General features: G+C 72.2%; 17 protein-coding genes. 9 read left to right on the top strand and 8 right to left on the bottom strand.

Going from position 1 to position 16,829, the window contains the following annotated elements:
* Window positions 1–46 precede the first annotated feature (46 nt).
* Both OOK31_RS21880 and OOK31_RS21875 read right to left on the bottom strand, forming a co-directional pair.
* Entirely contained in the window at window positions 47–328 is a 282-nt protein-coding gene (locus tag OOK31_RS21880) for a hypothetical protein (protein ID WP_267088991.1), read from the bottom strand.
* A 150-nt stretch (window positions 329–478) separates the two neighbouring features.
* Window positions 479–841, bottom strand: coding sequence for a DUF3099 domain-containing protein (locus tag OOK31_RS21875; protein ID WP_267088990.1), 363 nt, complete (start codon window positions 839–841; stop codon window positions 479–481).
* Between the two features lie 149 nt (window positions 842–990).
* On the opposite strand from OOK31_RS21875, the gene OOK31_RS21870 reads away from it, so the two are divergent.
* Window positions 991–1,269, top strand: coding sequence for a GlsB/YeaQ/YmgE family stress response membrane protein (locus tag OOK31_RS21870; RefSeq protein ID WP_267088989.1), 279 nt, complete (start codon window positions 991–993; stop codon window positions 1,267–1,269).
* Window positions 1,270–1,354: 85 nt separating this feature from the next.
* On the opposite strand, the gene tyrS is transcribed toward OOK31_RS21870, so the two are convergent.
* Genes tyrS through OOK31_RS21855 form a run of 3 tightly spaced genes read right to left on the bottom strand, consistent with a single transcriptional unit; the run spans window position 1,355 to window position 5,588 of the window.
* A complete protein-coding gene (tyrS, locus tag OOK31_RS21865) occupies window positions 1,355–2,623 on the bottom strand; it encodes a tyrosine--tRNA ligase (RefSeq protein ID WP_267088988.1) in 1,269 nt (422 codons plus the stop codon).
* A 50-nt stretch (window positions 2,624–2,673) separates the two neighbouring features.
* Complete coding sequence (locus tag OOK31_RS21860; RefSeq protein ID WP_267088987.1) at window positions 2,674–4,065, bottom strand: metallopeptidase TldD-related protein; 1,392 nt, start codon at window positions 4,063–4,065, stop codon at window positions 2,674–2,676.
* Window positions 4,065–5,588, bottom strand: a complete 1,524-nt coding sequence (locus OOK31_RS21855) for a TldD/PmbA family protein (RefSeq protein WP_267088986.1) — start codon at window positions 5,586–5,588, stop codon at window positions 4,065–4,067. Before OOK31_RS21855 ends, OOK31_RS21860 begins: the two co-directional genes overlap by 1 nt.
* Before the next feature lie 184 nt (window positions 5,589–5,772).
* Between OOK31_RS21855 and fabG the strand changes: the two genes are divergently transcribed.
* From fabG to OOK31_RS21840, 3 genes are all read left to right on the top strand, one after another.
* Window positions 5,773–6,492 (top strand): 3-oxoacyl-[acyl-carrier-protein] reductase, encoded by a 720-nt coding sequence (gene fabG / locus OOK31_RS21850; RefSeq protein WP_267088985.1) that lies wholly within the window; start codon window positions 5,773–5,775, stop codon window positions 6,490–6,492.
* Between the two features lie 4 nt (window positions 6,493–6,496).
* Complete coding sequence (fabI, locus tag OOK31_RS21845) at window positions 6,497–7,267, top strand: enoyl-ACP reductase FabI (protein ID WP_267088984.1); 771 nt, start codon at window positions 6,497–6,499, stop codon at window positions 7,265–7,267.
* A 192-nt stretch (window positions 7,268–7,459) separates the two neighbouring features.
* Window positions 7,460–7,909: a hypothetical protein gene (locus OOK31_RS21840; protein WP_267088983.1), complete on the top strand. Its 450-nt coding sequence runs from the start codon at window positions 7,460–7,462 to the stop codon at window positions 7,907–7,909.
* A gap of 55 nt (window positions 7,910–7,964) precedes the next feature.
* Here the strand turns inward: OOK31_RS21840 and OOK31_RS21835 are convergent, their stop codons facing one another.
* On the bottom strand, window positions 7,965–8,645 hold the full coding sequence (locus OOK31_RS21835; RefSeq protein ID WP_267088982.1) for a FadR/GntR family transcriptional regulator: 681 nt from the start codon (window positions 8,643–8,645) through the stop codon (window positions 7,965–7,967).
* A 63-nt stretch (window positions 8,646–8,708) separates the two neighbouring features.
* On the opposite strand from OOK31_RS21835, the gene OOK31_RS21830 reads away from it, so the two are divergent.
* The 4 genes from OOK31_RS21830 to OOK31_RS21815 all read left to right on the top strand — a co-directional run bounded on the left by OOK31_RS21830 (window position 8,709) and on the right by OOK31_RS21815 (window position 11,118).
* On the top strand, window positions 8,709–9,992 hold the full coding sequence (locus OOK31_RS21830; RefSeq protein WP_267088981.1) for an MFS transporter: 1,284 nt from the start codon (window positions 8,709–8,711) through the stop codon (window positions 9,990–9,992).
* A gap of 5 nt (window positions 9,993–9,997) precedes the next feature.
* Window positions 9,998–10,117 carry an SGM_5486 family transporter-associated protein gene (locus OOK31_RS21825; protein WP_267088980.1) on the top strand — a complete coding sequence of 40 codons (120 nt, stop codon included), beginning with the start codon at window positions 9,998–10,000 and terminating at the stop codon, window positions 10,115–10,117.
* Window positions 10,118–10,276: 159 nt separating this feature from the next.
* Window positions 10,277–10,507, top strand: a complete 231-nt coding sequence (locus tag OOK31_RS21820) for a hypothetical protein (protein ID WP_267088979.1) — start codon at window positions 10,277–10,279, stop codon at window positions 10,505–10,507.
* 89 nt (window positions 10,508–10,596) lie between these two features.
* Window positions 10,597–11,118 (top strand): histidine phosphatase family protein, encoded by a 522-nt coding sequence (locus tag OOK31_RS21815; protein WP_267088978.1) that lies wholly within the window; start codon window positions 10,597–10,599, stop codon window positions 11,116–11,118.
* Window positions 11,119–11,173: 55 nt separating this feature from the next.
* Here the strand turns inward: OOK31_RS21815 and serB are convergent, their stop codons facing one another.
* Complete coding sequence (serB, locus tag OOK31_RS21810) at window positions 11,174–12,373, bottom strand: phosphoserine phosphatase SerB (protein WP_267088977.1); 1,200 nt, start codon at window positions 12,371–12,373, stop codon at window positions 11,174–11,176.
* Window positions 12,374–12,506: 133 nt separating this feature from the next.
* Window positions 12,507–14,063 (bottom strand): streptophobe family protein, encoded by a 1,557-nt coding sequence (locus OOK31_RS21805; RefSeq protein WP_267088976.1) that lies wholly within the window; start codon window positions 14,061–14,063, stop codon window positions 12,507–12,509.
* A gap of 230 nt (window positions 14,064–14,293) precedes the next feature.
* On the opposite strand from OOK31_RS21805, the gene OOK31_RS21800 reads away from it, so the two are divergent.
* The gene (locus OOK31_RS21800) at window positions 14,294–16,801 is read left to right on the top strand and encodes an FHA domain-containing protein (protein WP_267088975.1); all 2,508 of its coding nucleotides are present in this window, start codon (window positions 14,294–14,296) and stop codon (window positions 16,799–16,801) included.
* Window positions 16,802–16,829: the final 28 nt, after the last annotated feature.

Raw genomic sequence — 16,829 nt, 5'->3', positions numbered from 1 at the left:
CCCCCGAGCCCCGGCCTCCGCCGGGGCTCGAGCGTTTCTCAAGCGGTCATCGAGGGCGTTCCGAGCCCTCCGGCTGGACCCAGTCCTCCAGCTTCACCACGTCCTTGAGGAACCCGCGGACCCCCAGGAACTGCGAGAGGTGCTCCCGGTGCTCCTCGCAGGCCAGCCAGGTCTTGCGGCGCTCCGGGGTGTGCAGCGTCGGGTTGTTCCACGCCAGGACCCAGACCGCCGCGTCACGGCAGCCCTTGGCCGAACAGGTGGTGGCGGCGCCAGTGCCGGCCGCGTCGGGAGAGGTCGCGTCCGGGGAGTTCGTATCAGGGGAGTTCACAGCCTCAACCCTACAAACACCCCCACGACCGGAAGGGCGACGCCGGGCAGCCACGGGGGGAGCTGCCCGGCGTCGGTCCGTCGCTCCGACGGGGGATGCGGAGCGCGTAGGCAGTATGTCACGCAGGACCCGGTGGGGTGCACCGGAACTTCATGATTGATCTGAGCTTTTATTGAGCTTTCCCGGGTCTAGTGCGGGGCGCACGGGCGCGGGCACGAAGTGCGAGGGCAGTGAGGGCGTCGACTCGCGCCCGGCGTTCGCGATGACCACCGCGATGTACGGCAGCAGCACACCGGCGGCCAGCGTCACCATGGCCACGTGGCGCTCCACGTTCCACAGGACCACCGTCGCGACGACCGACAGGGTTCTCACGGTCATCGAGATCACGTACCGACGCTGCCGTCCCCGTACGTCCTCGGCGAGGCCCATCCGGGCCCCTGTGATCCGGAAGACCCCGGACTCGTTCCGCTTCGTCCGCCGCACGCTCCACCACCCGATCCACCCGCCGGACACTCCCCGGCCCGGACCCTCCCACGGTACGCCGCCCTCCCCGCCGCGAGGAGAGGGGGTGTCCCCCGAACGGCAGTGTCCGAAATGCGCGGTACGCCGGATGGGTCGAAACTGGGCCCACATGCGCACAACGCGCCACAGGGAGGCTCGACATGCAATGGTTGTGGGCGATCATCGTCGGTTTCGTGCTGGGTCTCATAGCCCGCGCCATCCTGCCGGGCAAGCAGCACCAGCCCCTCTGGCTGACCACCGTCTTCGGCATTATCGGAGCCGTCCTCGGCAACGCCGTCTCCCGCTGGATCGGGGTCGAGGACACCCGGGGCATCGACTGGATCCGGCACCTGCTGCAACTGGCCGGAGCCGTCCTGATCGTAGGACTGGGCGACATGGCCTACATGGCCGTCCGCGGCGGCAGGAGCCGCACCACCTAGCGGGGCCTGGCGGGGCCGTGACGAAGGGGCCGGCGCGGACGTCACGTCCGCGCCGGCCCCTCGGCCGTTCCGTTGTGCCCGGGCCTCAGGCGCCGGTCACCTCGACGGCGGCCAGGTTCTTCTTGCCGCGCCGCAGCACCAGCCAGCGCCCGTGCAGCAGGTCCTCCTTCGCGGGGACCGCGTCCTCAGCGGTGACCTTCACGTTGTTCACGTAGGCACCGCCCTCCTTCACGGTCCGGCGCCCGGCGGACTTGCTCGCGACCAGGCCCGTCTCCGCGAACAGGTCCACGACCTGGCCCAGCTCGGAGACCTGCGCGTGCGGCAGCTCGGACAGGGCCGCGGCCAGCGTGGGCCCGTCCAGCTCCGCCAGCTCGCCCTGACCGAACAGCGCCTTCGACGCGGCGATCACGGCGGCGCACTGGTCCGCGCCGTGCACCAGCGTGGTCAGCTCCTCCGCGAGCGCCCGCTGCGCGGCGCGCGCCTGCGGCCGCTCGGCGGTCTGCGCCTCCAGCTCCTCGAGCTCCTCGCGGGACTTGAAGGACAGGATCCGCATGTAGGTGGAGACGTCCCGGTCGTCCACGTTCAGCCAGAACTGGTAGAACGCGTACGGGGAGGTCATCTCCGGGTCCAGCCAGACGGCGCCGCTCTCGGACTTGCCGAACTTGGTGCCGTCCGCCTTGACCATCAGCGGGGTCGCCATCGCGTGCACGTGCGCGTCGGGCTCGACCCGGTGGATCAGGTCGAGACCGGCCGTCAGGTTGCCCCACTGGTCGGAGCCGCCCTGCTGGAGCACGCAGCCGTAGCGCCGGTACAGCTCCAGGAAGTCCATGCCCTGGAGCAGCTGGTAGCTGAACTCGGTGTAGCTGATGCCCTGGTCCGACTCCAGCCGCTTGGCGACCGAGTCCTTCGTCAGCATCTTGTTGACGCGGAAGTGCTTGCCGATGTCCCGCAGGAACTCGATGGCGGACATGCCCGCCGTCCAGTCCAGGTTGTTGACCATCAGCGCCGCGTTCTCGCCCTCGAAGGACAGGAACGGCTCGATCTGCGTGCGCAGCCGGGTCACCCAGTTCGCGATGGTCTCCGGGTCGTTCAGCGTGCGCTCGGCGGTCGGGCGCGGGTCACCGATCTGACCGGTGGCCCCGCCGACCAGCGCCAGCGGCCGGTGGCCGGCCTGCTGGAGCCGGCGCACGGTGAGCACCTGCACCAGGTGCCCCACGTGCAGCGAGGCCGCCGTCGGGTCGAAGCCGCAATAGAACGTGACGGGACCGTCCGCGAACGCCTTGCGCAGCGCTTCTTCGTCGGTGGACTGGGCGAAGAGCCCGCGCCACTTCAGTTCGTCGACGATGTCCGTCACGGTTTCTCGACTCCTCGGATGTCTGAAATTGCCATGGTCAGTCTAGGTGCTCAGACGCCCTTGCTGACCGAGCTCATGTTGAAGTCCGGGATGCGCAGCGCGGGCATCGCGGCCCGGGTGAACCAGTCGCCCCACTCGCGCGGCAGGGTCTTCTCGGTCCGCCCCGCCTCCGAGGCCCGCGACAGCAGGTCCACCGGGGACTCGTTGAAGCGGAAGTTGTTGACCTCGCCCGTGACCTGCCCGTTCTCCACCAGGTAGACGCCGTCCCGGGTCAGGCCCGTGAGCAGCAGGGTGGCCGGGTCCACCTCGCGGATGTACCAGAGGCAGGTCAGCAGCAGGCCCCGCTCGGTGCCCGCGACCATCTCCTCCAGGGACTTCTCGCCGCCCCCGTCCAGGATCAGGTTCCCGAAGGCCGGGGACAGCGGCAGGCCGGTCAGGGCCGCGCTGTGCCGGGTCGTGGTCAGCCGGGCCAGCTCGCCGCCGCTGATCCACTCGGTCGCCGGGACCGGCAGGCCGTTGTCGAACACCGAGGCGTCGTCGCCCGAGCTGTGCGCGATCACGAACGGCGCGGACTCCAGGCCCGGCGCGTTCGGGTCGCTGCGCAGGGTCAGGGGCAGCTCGGAAAGCTTCTCGCCGAGCCGGGTGCCGCCGCCGGGCTTGGAGAAGACCGTCCGGCCCTCCACCGCGTCCCGGGCCGCCGCCGACCACATCTGGTAGATCAGCAGGTCGGCCACGGCGGTCGGCGGGAGCAGGGTCTCGTACCGCCCGGCGGGCAGCTCGATCTTCCGCTCGGCCCAGCCCAGCCGTACGGCCAGCTCCGCGTCCAGCACGGTCGGGTCCACGTCCTTGAAGTCCCGGGTGGCGCGGCCCGCCCAGGCGGAGCGAGTGCGGTCGGGGGACTTGGCGTTGAGCTCGAGGGTGCCCTTGGGCTGGTCGTGGCGCAGTCGCAGACCGGTCGAGGTGCCGACGTAGGTGGAGACGAGCTCGTGGTTGGCGAACCCGTACAGTTCCCGGCCGCCCGCGCGGGCCCGGGCGAAGGCCTCGCCGAGGGCCGGGGCGAAGTCCGCGAACACCGCCGAGGAGGTCTCGGCCGGGCCGTCGGTGAAGTCCGGCGAGGCGGGCGTACCGGTCACCAGCGGCTGGGCGTCCTCGGCGGGCCCGGCACCCCGGGCGGCCGCCTCGGCGGCCCGTACGAGCGGCTCCAGGTCGGCGGCGGTGACGGCGGAGCGCGAGACGACCCCCGAGGCCGTGCCCTCCTTGCCGTCGACGGTCGCGATGACCGTCAGGGTCCGGCCGCGGGTGACGCCGTTGGTGGTGAGCGCGTTGCCGGCCCAGCGCAGGTTGGCGCTGGACTCCTCGTCGGCGATGACGACGCAGCCGTCGGCGGTGGACAGCTCCAGGGCCCGCTCGACGATCTCGTGGGGCTTGGTCCGAGTCGACATCAGCGTCCGGCCTCCTGAGTGGTGTTGAGGATGTTCACGTCGCGGAACAGCGCGGACGGGCAGCCGTGCGAGACCGCCGCCACCTGGCCCGGCTGGGCCTTGCCGCAGTTGAAGGCGCCGCCCAGGACATAGGTCTGGGGGCCGCCGACCTTCTCCATCGAGCCCCAGAAGTCGGTGGTCGTGGCCTGGTACGCGACGTCGCGCAGCTGCCCGGCCAGCCGGCCGTTCTCGATGCGGAAGAAGCGCTGCCCGGTGAACTGGAAGTTATAGCGCTGCATGTCGATGGACCAGGACCGGTCGCCGACCACGTAGATCCCGCGCTCGACCCCGCCGATCAGGTCCTCCGTGGACAGCCCGCCCGGATCCGGCTGGAGCGAGACGTTCGCCATCCGCTGCACCGGCACGTGCCCGGGGGAGTCGGCGTAGGCGCAGCCGTTGGAGCGGCCGAGTCCGGTGAGCTTCGCGATCCGCCGGTCCAGCTGGTAGCCGGCCAGGGTGCCGTCCTTGACCAGGTCCCAGCTCTGCGCCTCGACGCCCTCGTCGTCGTAGCCGATGGTGGCGAGGCCGTGCTCGGCGGTGCGGTCACCCGTCACGTTCATGATCGAGGAGCCGTACTTGAGCGTGCCGAGCTGGTCGAAGGTGGCGAAGGAGGTCCCCGCGTACGCCGCCTCGTAGCCCAGTGCCCGGTCGAGCTCGGTGGCGTGGCCGATGGACTCGTGGATGGTGAGCCACAGGTTGGACGGGTCCACGACCAGGTCGTAGCGCCCGGCCTCGACGCTCGGGGCCCGCATCTTCTCGGCGAGCAGGCCGGGGATCTGCTCCAGCTCGGAGTTCCAGTCCCAGCCGGTGCCGGTCAGGTACTCCCAGCCGCGCCCGGCGGGCGGGGCGATGGTGCGCATGGAGTCGAACTCGCCGGTGGCGGCGTTCACGGCGACGGCGGTGAGCTGCGGGTGGATCCGTACCCGCTGCTGGGTGGTGGAGGTGCCGGCGGTGTCGGCGTAGAACTTGTTCTCGTGGACGGCGAGCAGCGAGGCGTCCACGTGCGCGACGCCCTCGGCGGCCAGCAGCCGGGAACTCCAGTCGGCGAGCAGCGCCGCCTTCTCCGCGTCGGGAACCTCGAAGGGGTTCACGTCGTAGGCGGAGATCCAGGTCCTGTCGGCGTGCACGGGCTCGTCGGCGAGCTCCACCCGCTCGTCGGAACCGGCCGCCTTGATCACCTGCGCGGACAGCTTCGCCATGGCCACGGCCTGCGAGGCCACGCGCGCGGCGGCGTCCATGGTCAGGTCCACGCCCGAGGCGAAGCCCCAGCTGCCCCCGTGCACCACCCGGACCGCGTACCCGAGGTCGGTGGTGTCGGAGCCGCCCGAGGGCTTGGCGTCGCGCAGTCGCCAGGAGGCGCTGCGGATCCGCTCCAGCCGGAAGTCGGCGTGATCAGCGCCCAGCGCGCGCGCCCGGGCGAGCGCCGCGTCGGCGAGCGCCCGCAGGGGCAGCGCGGTGAAAGCCGCGTCGATGGAATGGGCCACGGAAGTCCTCCCGAGGTCGGGGCCGGTCGCCCCGATCATGTCGAACCCGGGGCTCTTGTGCCTACATCTTTCTGTAGGGACTCGACAGAGCGCGTCGCAAGGCCCTGTCGGAGCCCGATTCTCCGGATCTCGGACGGGGCCTATAGGTTTTTGGTATTCAGACAGCTAGCGAAAGGGTGATCCGTTGAGCCGCTCGGTTCTCGTCACCGGAGGTAACCGGGGCATCGGCCTCGCCATCGCCCGAGCCTTCGCACAGGCCGGCGACAAGGTCGCGATCACGTACCGGTCGGGCGAGCCCCCGGAGGCGCTCACCTCGCTGGGTGTGCTGGCGGTGCGCTGCGACATCACCGACTCCGAGCAGGTGGAGCAGGCCTACAAGGAGATCGAGGAGAAGCACGGCAACGTCGAGGTGCTGGTGGCCAACGCCGGCATCACGAAGGACACGCTGCTGATGCGGATGTCCGAGGAGGACTTCGCGTCCGTCGTCGACACGAACCTCACCGGCACCTTCCGCGTGGTCAAGCGCGCCAACCGTGGCATGCTGCGGGCGAAGAAGGGCCGTGTGGTCCTGATCTCCTCGGTCGTGGGGCTGCTCGGCTCGGCCGGCCAGGCCAACTACGCCGCCTCCAAGGCCGCGCTGGTGGGCTTCGCCCGGTCGCTCGCCCGCGAGCTGGGCTCGCGCAACATCACCTTCAACGTGGTCGCTCCCGGTTTCGTGGACACGGACATGACGAAGGTGCTGACCGACGAGCAGCGCGCGGGCATCGTCGCCCAGGTGCCGCTCGCCCGTTACGCGCAGCCCGAGGAGATCGCGGCAGCCGTGAGCTTCCTGGCGTCCGACGACGCCGCGTACATCACCGGAGCCGTCATTCCCGTTGACGGCGGATTGGGCATGGGTCACTGATCACATGAGCGGAATTCTTGAAGGCAAGCGCATCCTCATCACCGGGGTGCTGATGGAGTCCTCCATCGCTTTCCACACCGCCAAGCTGGCCCAGGAGCAGGGCGCCGAGGTCATCCTCACCGCCTTCCCGCGTCCCACGCTGACCGAGCGCATCGCGCGGAAGCTGCCCAAGCCGGTCAAGGTGATCGAGCTCGACGTCACCAACCAGGAGCACCTGGACCGCCTGGAGCAGCTCGTCCGCGACGAGCTCGGCGGCCTCGACGGGGTCGTGCACTCCATCGGCTTCGCCCCGCAGGACGCCCTGGGCGGCAACTTCCTGAACACCCCGTTCGAGTCGGTCGCCACGGCCATGCACGTCTCGGCGTTCTCGCTGAAGTCGCTGACCATGGCCTGCAAGCCGCTGTTCCCGGCGGAGGGCGCGGCCATTGTCGGCCTCACCTTCGACGCGCAGTACGCCTGGCCGCAGTACGACTGGATGGGCCCGGCCAAGGCGGCCCTGGAGGCCACCAGCCGCTACCTCGCCCGCGACCTGGGCAAGGAGAACATCCGCTGCAACCTGGTCTCGGCCGGTCCGATCGGCTCCATGGCCGCGAAGTCCATCCCGGGCTTCGGCGAGCTGGCGGAGGTCTGGAACAACCGCTCCATGCTGGAGTGGGACATGAGCGACCCGGAGCCGGCGGGCAAGGGCGTCGTGGCGCTGCTGTCGGACTGGTTCCCGAAGACCACCGGCGAGATCGTCCACGTGGACGGCGGCCTGCACGCGATGGGTGCCTGACCCCGGACCCCGGTCCCGGACGTACGGCGGTGGCCGCGCTCTCCTCAGGGAGGGCGCGGCCACCGCCGTTTCCGCGTCTTCGACCGGATGTTCGTCGGCTGACCGGATCTTCCCGAGTCGAAAACCAGGACAGATGCCTGCAAACTGACCAGGCCGGGATCTTCCCGGCCGGTACGGGGAGGAGGTGGGGGCGTGCGCGCGAGGCCGAGCCGAGCGGTATCGCTGCTGGTCACCTCCGTGGTCCTGACCGGACTCCTGATCCCGGGAGCCGTCGCGCAGCACGGCGGCCAGGACCCGGCCCACGGGCCCGAAGCGGCGGCCCCGGCCGCCGTGGACCTCGCCGACATCCCCGCCGAGCCACCCGTCCGGCCCGAGACCCCCGCCGGCGCCCGGGAACTGTTCGGCGCCGACTGCGACACCGAGATCGACGGCTCGCTGGTGGTGGCGTACTGCCACAACGGCTACCCCGAGACCGACCTGCTCCGGCTGCACGTGGAGTGCGACCGCTGGTGGGACGTCGACGGGGACGGCGCCGCCGTCCCCCTGGGCCCGGCCGGCCGTGTCCAGCTCACCGGACGCTGCTGGAAGGAGGTCCGTACGGCCTGGGTGAGCCACGAACGGCCCGGGACCGCACGCCGCTGAACCGCACGCCGCCGAACCGCGCGCTCCCGCACGGTGCGCGCCCGGACCGCTCCGTTCAGCGGGCGGCGCCCTTGCCGAGGCAGACGAAGGGGTAGCCCGCCGCCTCCGAGGCGGCCGCGTCCCCGTCCCCGCGCCGGATCGCCTCGATCAGCCGCGCGTGGTCCAGATGGTCCGCCGGCCGCAGCTCGCTGCCGACGTCCGACCGCAGCCAGTCCGCGACCAGGTCGCCCAGGTCCGCGTACAGCTCGATCAGCACGTCGTTGTGCGAGGCCGTCACCACCGCCATGTGCAGGCCGACGTCCGCGCCGACGAACAGCTCCGCGTCCCCGCTCGCCCATGCCTCCTCGCGCCGCGCCAGCAGTGCGTCCAGCTGCAGGAGGTCCCGCTCGGTGCGCCGCTCGGCCGCCAGCCGGGCCGCCGAGGACTCCAGCGTCGAGCGCAGCTCCGCGATGTGCCGGGGGTCCGCCCCGGCGAAGCGGCGGTGCATCACCCCGGCGAGCTCGCTGGTGGCGATCACGTACGTGCCCGAACCCTGGCGGATGTCCAGGAGCCCGTTGTGCGCGAGCGCCCGCACGGCCTCCCGCACGGTGTTGCGGGCGACGCCCAGCAGCTCCACCAGGGCGGGTTCGGTCGGGATGCGGCTCCCGACCGGCCACTCGCCCGAGGTGATCTGGTTGCGGAGCTGGGCGATCACCTGGTCGACGAGCGCGGATCGCCGGGGCGAGGTCAGCGGCATGTGGGCAAGGTCCTCTCTGGGGCGACTGGACAACCAATCATCCCATGATTCTATGATGGACGAATGCTCGACGAAGACATCCAGACCATCAACCGCCCGGCGGCCGTCCGCTCCTCCGCCCACCGGACCCCCGCGGCCCCCGACGCCACGCCCCGATGGCTCGGTCCGGTCCTCGTCGTCGGCATCGTGCTGGCCGCCCTGAACCTGCGGCCCGCCATCACCAGCCTCGGCGCCCTCTTCGAGGAGGCCCGCACCGGCCTCCACATGAGCGGCGCCGTCGCCGGACTCATCACCTCCGTCCCGGCCCTGTGCTTCGCCGTCTTCGGCGTCACCGCGCCCCGGCTCTCCCGCCGCTTCGGCCCGGCCGCCGTCGTCTGCGCCGGCATGGCCGCCGTCGCCGCCGGCCTGCTGATCCGCCCCTTCGCCGACAGCGCCGCCGCCTTCCTCGCCGCCAGCGCCCTGTCCCTCGCCGGCATAGCCGTCACCAACGTGCTGCTCCCGGTGATCGTCAAGCGCTGGTTCCCCGACCGCGTCGGCACCATGACCGGCCTCTACTCCATGGCCCTGGCCGCCGGCACCTCCCTCGCCGCCGCCGCGACCGTCCCGCTGACCTCCGCCCTCGGCGGCGACTGGCGCACCGGCCTGCTGATCTGGGCCGCCCTCGCCGTCGCCGCCGTACTGCCCTGGCTGCCCGTCGCCCTCGCCGCCCGCCGCGAGAAGGCCGCCGCGCCCGCCGCCCTACGCGAGGACGCCGGCCCCTCCGTGGTCCGCAGCCGCACCGCCTGGGCACTGGCCTGCTACTTCGGCCTCCAGGCCACCGGCGCCTACGTCACGATGGGCTGGCTGCCGCAGATCTTCCGCGACGCCGGAGTCTCCGCCTCCACCGCCGGGGTCCTGCTCGCCGTCACCATGGTCATGGGCGTCCCCCTCGCCTTCGTCATCCCCGGCCTCGCCGGACGGATGCGCAACCAGGGCCCCATCGCCGTCACCCTCGGCCTCTTCGGCCTCGCCGGCTACCTCGGGCTCTACCTCGCCCCCGCCGCCGGAGCCTGGGCCTGGGCCCTCCTCCTCGGCGTCTCCAACTGCGCCTTCCCGCTCGTCATCACCCTGATCGGGCTGCGCGCCAAGTCCCCGGCCGGGGTCGTCAAGCTCTCCGCCTTCGCCCAGAGCACCGGATACCTCATCTCCATCCCCGGACCCCTGCTCATCGGCACCCTCTACCAGCACAGCGGAGGCTGGGACCTGCCGCTCGCCGTGATGGCCGCACTCCTCGTCCCGCAGATCGTCCTCGGCGTCCTCGCCGGCCGGGACCGCACGATCGAGGACGAATGCGGCATGCGAGACTGAACGGCATGTCGCCCGCACTCGAACCGAACCCCCAGAACGGCCACAAGAAGCTCGGCCTCGTGCTCGGCGCGATGCTCGCCGTGACCGTGATCATCGCCGTCATCGCCACCATCGCGTCTCCCTGACGCCGGGCGGGCATCCGGCCGGTGGGGGGATAACCCCACCATCCCCTAGGGGGCCAGGTTCAGGGTGCAGTGGGGTGTGCCCCGGATGGGCACCGCCGCCTCGGATCCATAGATTCGAAGCAGCGAGCCAGTCCCACCCGCACACTCCCGGAGGCGGCCATGTCGGCCCCCACGCACACCCCGTCCCACGCCGCCCCGGCGCGCCGCCGCCGCGCGTCCGCCGGCACCGGCGCGAACACCCGGCTGCACTGGTGGGCGCTGGCCCTGCCCGCCCTCGCCTTCGGCCTGCTCCTGCTGCTCCTCGCCGGCTCGGGCCAGGCCCAGGCCGCCACCGGCGAGGCCGCGGGACTGGTCCACTACACCCAGCAGCTGCTGCGCGCCGTCGGCTGACCCGCGTGCGCCGGGGTGCGCCGCACCCCCGGGCGGCGGTGCCCCAACACCCTGCGCCCCATGGCTCGTTTCATGCGAAGCTGGGAGCCATGAGCGCCGACACACCCCGCAGGATCGCCCTCCTCCGGCACGCCAAGGCCGACTGGCCCCAGGTGTCCGACCACGACCGCCCGCTGGCGGAACGCGGCCGCAAGGACGCGCCCGCCGTCGGACTGAAGCTGGCCGAGACCGGCATCACCTTCGACCTGGCCCTCTGCTCCACCGCCGCCCGCACCCGGGAGACCTGGAAGCTCGCCGTCCAGGAGCTGTCGTACCGGCCGAAGACCCTCTACGAGGAGCGGCTCTACGACGCCTCGCTGGGCGAGCTCATCGCCCTGCTGAACGAGACCCCCGACGAGGTGTCCGACCTCCTCGTCATCGGTCACAACCCCGGCATGCACGCCCTCGCCGACGCCCTCTCCCGGCGGGCCGAGGGCGACACCCTGGCACGGATGACCCGTACGGGCTTCCCGACCGCCGCGCTGGCCGTCGTCTCCTTCACCGGCACGTGGAAGTCCGTCGAGCACGGGGTGGGCACCCTGCTGGACTTCTGGACGCCGAAGGAACACTGACCGCGTACGCCCGGGGGCGGGCCCGGCCCGCCCCCGGGCTCGTACGTACCCGCCGTCAGGCCAGGTCGGCGGCCTCGACCTCTTCGCGGGTGATGCCCAGCAGGTACAGCACCGCGTCCAGGAACGGCACGTTCACGGCGGTGTGCGCGGCCTCGCGGACCACCGGCTTGGCGTTGAAGGCCACGCCCAGCCCGGCCGCGTTCAGCATGTCCAGGTCGTTGGCGCCGTCACCGATCGCCACCGTCTGGGCCAGCGGGACCCCGGCCTCGGCGGCGAAGCGGCGCAGCAGCCGGGCCTTGCCCGCCCGGTCCACGATCTCGCCGGTGACCTTGCCGGTCAGCTTCCCGTCGACGATCTCCAGGGTGTTCGCCGAGGCGAAGTCCAGCCCCAGCCGCTCCCGCAGGTCGTCCGTCACCTGCGTGAACCCGCCCGAGACCACACCCACCTGGTAGCCGAGCGTCTTCAGGGTCCGGATCAGGGTCCGGGCCCCGGGGGTCAGCCGCACCTCGGAGCGGACCTTGTCCACCACCGAGGCGTCCAGCCCCTCCAGCAGCGCCACCCGGGCGTGCAGGGACTGCTCGAAGTCCAGCTCCCCGCGCATCGCCCGCTCGGTCACCTCGGCGACCTCGGCCTCGCAGCCCGCGTGCGCGGCGAACAGCTCGATGACCTCGTCCTGGATCAGGGTCGAGTCCACGTCCATGACGACGAGCCGCTGCGCCCGCCGGTGCAGCCCCGCCGACACCACGGCCACGTCCACGCCGATCTGCGCGGCGGTCAGCGCCAGGGCGGTGCGCAGCGGCTCCGTCTCGACACCGGACACGGCGAACTCGACGGCCGTCACCGGATACTTGGCGAGCCGGAAGATACGGTCGATGTTGCCGCCGGCGGCGGTGATCCGCGCGGCGATGGTGGCGGTGGACTCGGCGGTGAGCGGGTGCCCCAGCACGGTGACGTGGGAACGGCCACTGCCGCGGGGCCGGTTGTCGCCGGTGCCCGAGAGGATCTCGGCCTGCAGCTTCAGCGACTCGGCCCAGCTGTGGACGGTCGCCCGCAGCTCGCCCTCGGAGCCGCCGGCCGGCTTGGTGACGAGGGCGCACAGGACGATGCGGCCACGGGTGACGACCTGCTCGATGTCGACGACGTCGACGGAGTAGGCGGCGAGGGTGTCGAACAGCCCGGCGGTGATCCCGGGACGGTCCTTGCCGAAGATCTTGACGAGGAGGGTGGGGACGTCGGAGGTCTGCGATGCGCTCATGGTGCCCACACCGTATCTTCCCCACCCCCGCGCCCCGACCCCCGTCCCACCTCTTGAACGCCCGAGCCCTCCGGCCGTGCGGCCACGCCACCCCGGCCGGGTCGTGGCGGTGGGGGTCCGGGCGGCCCGGCCGCTACGAAGGCTCCCGCGGCGGTGGTGGAGGGGCCTGGGGTTTCGGTGGTGGCGGGGTTCCCGGTGGGGGAGGCGGGGTGAAGGGCGGCCGGTGCGCAGGCCCGCCCCCGGCGGGGCGGCGGGGCCTCGGCGGGATGCCGGTGACCGTCACGTCCCAGGAGCCGTCGGGCTCCGCCCCGTGCCCCGGCGGCCCGGAACCCGCGCCGGGCAGGTCCCGCCCCGGCCGGTCCGGCCCCGGTCGGGTCCGCCCCTGCCGGGCCGGTTCCGGGGGGTTCGCCCGGTGGCGGGGGCCCAGGGTGCGGGTCAGGGTCCAGCCCGCCGCGCCCGCCGCCGCGCCCCAGGCCGCGCCCAGGAGCAGTGCGGTCCACGGGTTGCCGTGCAGTTCCACCCGGGTGTCCACCGTGTCCACCCCCAGGACCGCGAGCGAGGCCCCGGCCGACAGGTCCGTCAGCCGTACCAGCCCCGCCAGCGCCACCCCCGTCACGGCGGCGAGCCACCCCGCGCAGTGCAGGATCCCGCGCCCGGGGGCCCGTACGGCCGCCAGTACCCCCGCGTACAGCAGCAGCGCTCCCGCTCCCGCCGCCAGCAGCCAGAGCCGCCCCTCGTACTCCGCGAGCCGGGCCACCGTCACCGGCTCCCGCTCCGCCGCCCCCAGCAGCGCGTCCAGCGGATCCGGCACCAGCGGCCCGAACCGCCCCGTGGCCCGCCCCTCGAAGGGCACGCCCAGCCCCAGCAGCACCCCCAGCCAGCTCCCGTTCGGCCCCCCGAGCAGCGCCGCCCCCGCCACCCGCCCCGGACGCGCGTCCCCGGCGGCGGCCCAGCCCGCCGCGGCGAGCCCGGCCGCCACCGCCACCAGCAGCGCGGCCACCACCGCCGACACCGCGGGCCCTAGGCCGTCTGGCCGCGCCCACGCCGCCGGACCGCGCCGCGAGACCAGCAGGGCCAGCGCCAGCACCACCGTCACCCACACCGCGGCGCCCACGAGCGTCGGCCCGAGCTCCGCCGAGAACCCGATCCGCGCCCGCACCGGGAGCAGCTCCCCGACCCGGTCCGGCAGCAGCCCGCCGATGTCCCCGATCCCCGGGACCTCCACCCGGGCCGGGGTCCGCGGCAGCGGTAGCGGCAGCCGCGCCCCGTCGAGGGTGACCACGTCGTGCCCGGCCCACGCCAGAGCCCCCGCCGTACCGGTGAACAGCGCCCCCACCACGGCGGCCCGCGCCGCGAGTTCGCCCCCGCGCGCCCCGGCCGGCAGCGAGCGCAGGAACATCCGCGCCAGCACCAGCGCCCCGACCAGCGCCACCCCCAAAGGGCGCACGTCCAGTGAGGTTTCCGCCTCCGCCCCGGCCACCCCGAGGACCGTCAGGTCGCCGGACGGGGTCACCGAGCCCCCCGACGCCAGCACCACCACGGCCGCGGTCATCGCCCCGAGGGAGCCGCCCGCCGCGTCCGCGCCCAGCAGCCGCAGCCCCAGCGCGGCCACCCCCGCCATGGCGGCGACCGACCACCCCACGGCGGCGATCCCGGACAGCAGCACGTTCCCCGGGCGAATGCGGCGCATGAGGTGACCCCCGATACCTACCGAGCGGTAATCGACGGGACCGCCGGTCGAGAAGTCCCCTATCTCACTCTCCGGGTGACTTTCGACCCCGTCAACGGGCAGACGTAGACGCCCCGGGAAGGCCCCGATTCCACATGTGGCCGCAGGCCTGAAATAGTTCCCCCGGATGTTCGCCATCCCTAGACTCCCTGACGTCAGGGGGATTCTCGGGGGACTTAAGTGGGGCTGGAGTGCCGGAACTCGTACTGGAATTGAATGGAAGGACCTGGACGCTCGATCCGTCCAGGTCGTACTCGCTGGGGCGCGATCCCCAGGGAGACGTGGTGATCGATGACGCCAGGGTGTCGTGGCGGCACGCCACCATCAGCTGGAACGGACGCGGTTGGAGCATCGAGGACCACGGCAGCACCAACGGCACCTACGTGCACGGCGCGCGGGTCCAGCAGACCGAGCTCATGGCCGGCACGCCGGTGCACCTGGGCAACGCGACGGACGGTCCGCGGCTGAATCTGAGCGCTGCCGCCGCGCCGCAGCCGGCGTACCAGGCCCCGGCCGCGCAGGCACAGCAGCAGGCCGCTCCTGCCTACCAGGAGCAGCAGCAGCCCGCCTGGGACCAGCAGCACCACCAGGCACAGCAGCAGCCGCCGCAGCACCAGCCGCAGCAGCAGCCGTACGTGCCCCCGCAGCAGGGCGGTCCCGTGCAGTCCGGGGCCCCCGCGTACAGCGACCACCGCAGCCCGACGACGTTCCACCAGTTCTCGCTGGGTCACGTCATGCGCATCGGCCGTGCGCTGGAGAACGAGCTGGTGGTCTCCGACCTCCAGGTCTCCCGCCTGCACGCCGAGTTCCGCTCGATGCCCGGCGGCCGGTTCGAGATCCACGACCTCGGCAGCCACAACGGCACCTACGTCAACGGTCAGCCCCTCGCCAAGTCCGGCAGCGCGCTGCTCGGTCCGAACGACATCGTCGGCGTCGGCCACTCCACCTTCCGGATCGTCGGCGACCGGCTGGAAGAGTTCGTCGACACCGGTGACGTCTCCTTCTCGGCCCGCCACCTCACGGTCACGGTCGACGGCGGCAAGCAGATCCTCAAGGACGTCACCTTCGGCGTCCCGGAGAAGTCGCTGATCGGCGTCATCGGCCCCTCCGGCTCCGGCAAGTCCACGCTCCTGAAGGCGCTCACCGGCTACCGGCCCGCCGACCAGGGCGACGTGCTGTACGACAACCGCAACCTGTACAAGCAGTTCGCGGAACTCCGACAGCGCATCGGCCTCGTCCCGCAGGACGACATCCTCCACAAGGAGCTGCGGGTCCGCACGGCCCTGAAGTACGCCGCCAAGCTCCGCTTCCCCGGCGACACCGCCGAGTCCGAGCGCGCCGCACGCATCGACGAGGTGCTGCGCGAGCTCAAGCTCGACATCCACAAGGACAAGAAGATCACCGCGCTCTCCGGTGGTCAGCGCAAGCGCGTGTCCGTGGCCCTGGAGCTCCTCACCAAGCCGTCGCTGATCTTCCTGGACGAGCCGACCTCCGGCCTCGACCCGGGCATGGACCGCGACGTCATGCAGCTGCTGCGCGGCCTCGCCGACGACGGCCGTACCGTCCTGGTCGTCACCCACTCCGTCGCCGAGCTGGCCCTCTGCGACAAGCTGCTGGTCATGGCCCCGGGCGGGTCCGTCGCCTACTTCGGCCCGCCGGACGACGCGCTGAACTTCTTCGGCTACACCACCTGGGCCGACGTGTTCTCCGCCTTCGAGAACTACCGCGACTACGACTGGGCCGGCCGCTGGAAGGGCTCGCAGCACTACCAGCTGTACGCCGCCGACCTCGACGCGGTCGCCCCGCAGTCCGTCGCGATGCCCTCGCCGCAGCAGATGAACCCGCCGAAGCCGCAGGCCTGGGCTTCGCAGCTGTTCACGCTGATCTTCCGCTACCTCTCGGTGATCGCGTCCGACAAGGGCTTCATGGCCCTGATGCTGATCCTCCCGGCGGTCCTGGGCGTGGTCTCCACGGTCATCCCCGCGAGCTTCGGCCTCGCGCCCCCCACGCCGCCGTCGCGCTTCAACGGCGACGCCGGCACGATCATGCTGATCATCTGCGTCGGCATGTGCTTCTCGGGCGCCGCCAACTCGGTCCGTGAGCTGATCAAGGAACGCGTCATCTACGAGCGGGAACGCGCGACCGGCCTGTCCCGGTCCGCGTACCTCATGTCGAAGGTGATCGTCCTCGGCCTCATCACGGCCATCCAGGCCGTGGTCATCTGCGGGATCGGCTTCTTCCCGCGCGAGCTGCCCGCCGAGGGCCTGATCATGCCGCCGGCCGTCGAGCTCTGCCTGTCGGTCCTGGCGCTCGGCTTCACCTCGATGATGTTCGGCCTGGTCATCTCCTCGCTGGTGAAGACCTCCGAGAAGACCATGCCGCTGCTGGTCATGTTCGCGATCATCCAGGTCGTGTTCACCGGCATCCTCTTCCAGGTGTACGACTCCCCGGGCCTGGAGCAGTTCGCCTGGCTGATGCCCTCCCGCTGGGCCGTCGCCGCCGCCGGCACCACGCTGAACCTCGGCAGGCTCATGCCGCCGTGGGACCACGACAACCCGACCAACACCGACCCGCTCTGGGACGCCACGGTCGGCCAGTGGACCCTCGACATCACCATCCTGGTGCTCATGGGCGTCGCCTGCGGCTTCCTGGTGGCGCGCCTGCTGCGCCGCCACGAGCCCGAGGTCATGCGCAAGTGACCCGCCCGGCGGCCCTCGGGTCCGCCGG

The organism is Streptomyces sp. NBC_00249, assembly GCF_026342355.1.
Classification (GTDB): domain Bacteria; phylum Actinomycetota; class Actinomycetes; order Streptomycetales; family Streptomycetaceae; genus Streptomyces.
The sequence above is the reverse complement of the archived record's forward strand: the minus strand, read 5'-3'. Positions and strand labels throughout refer to the sequence as shown.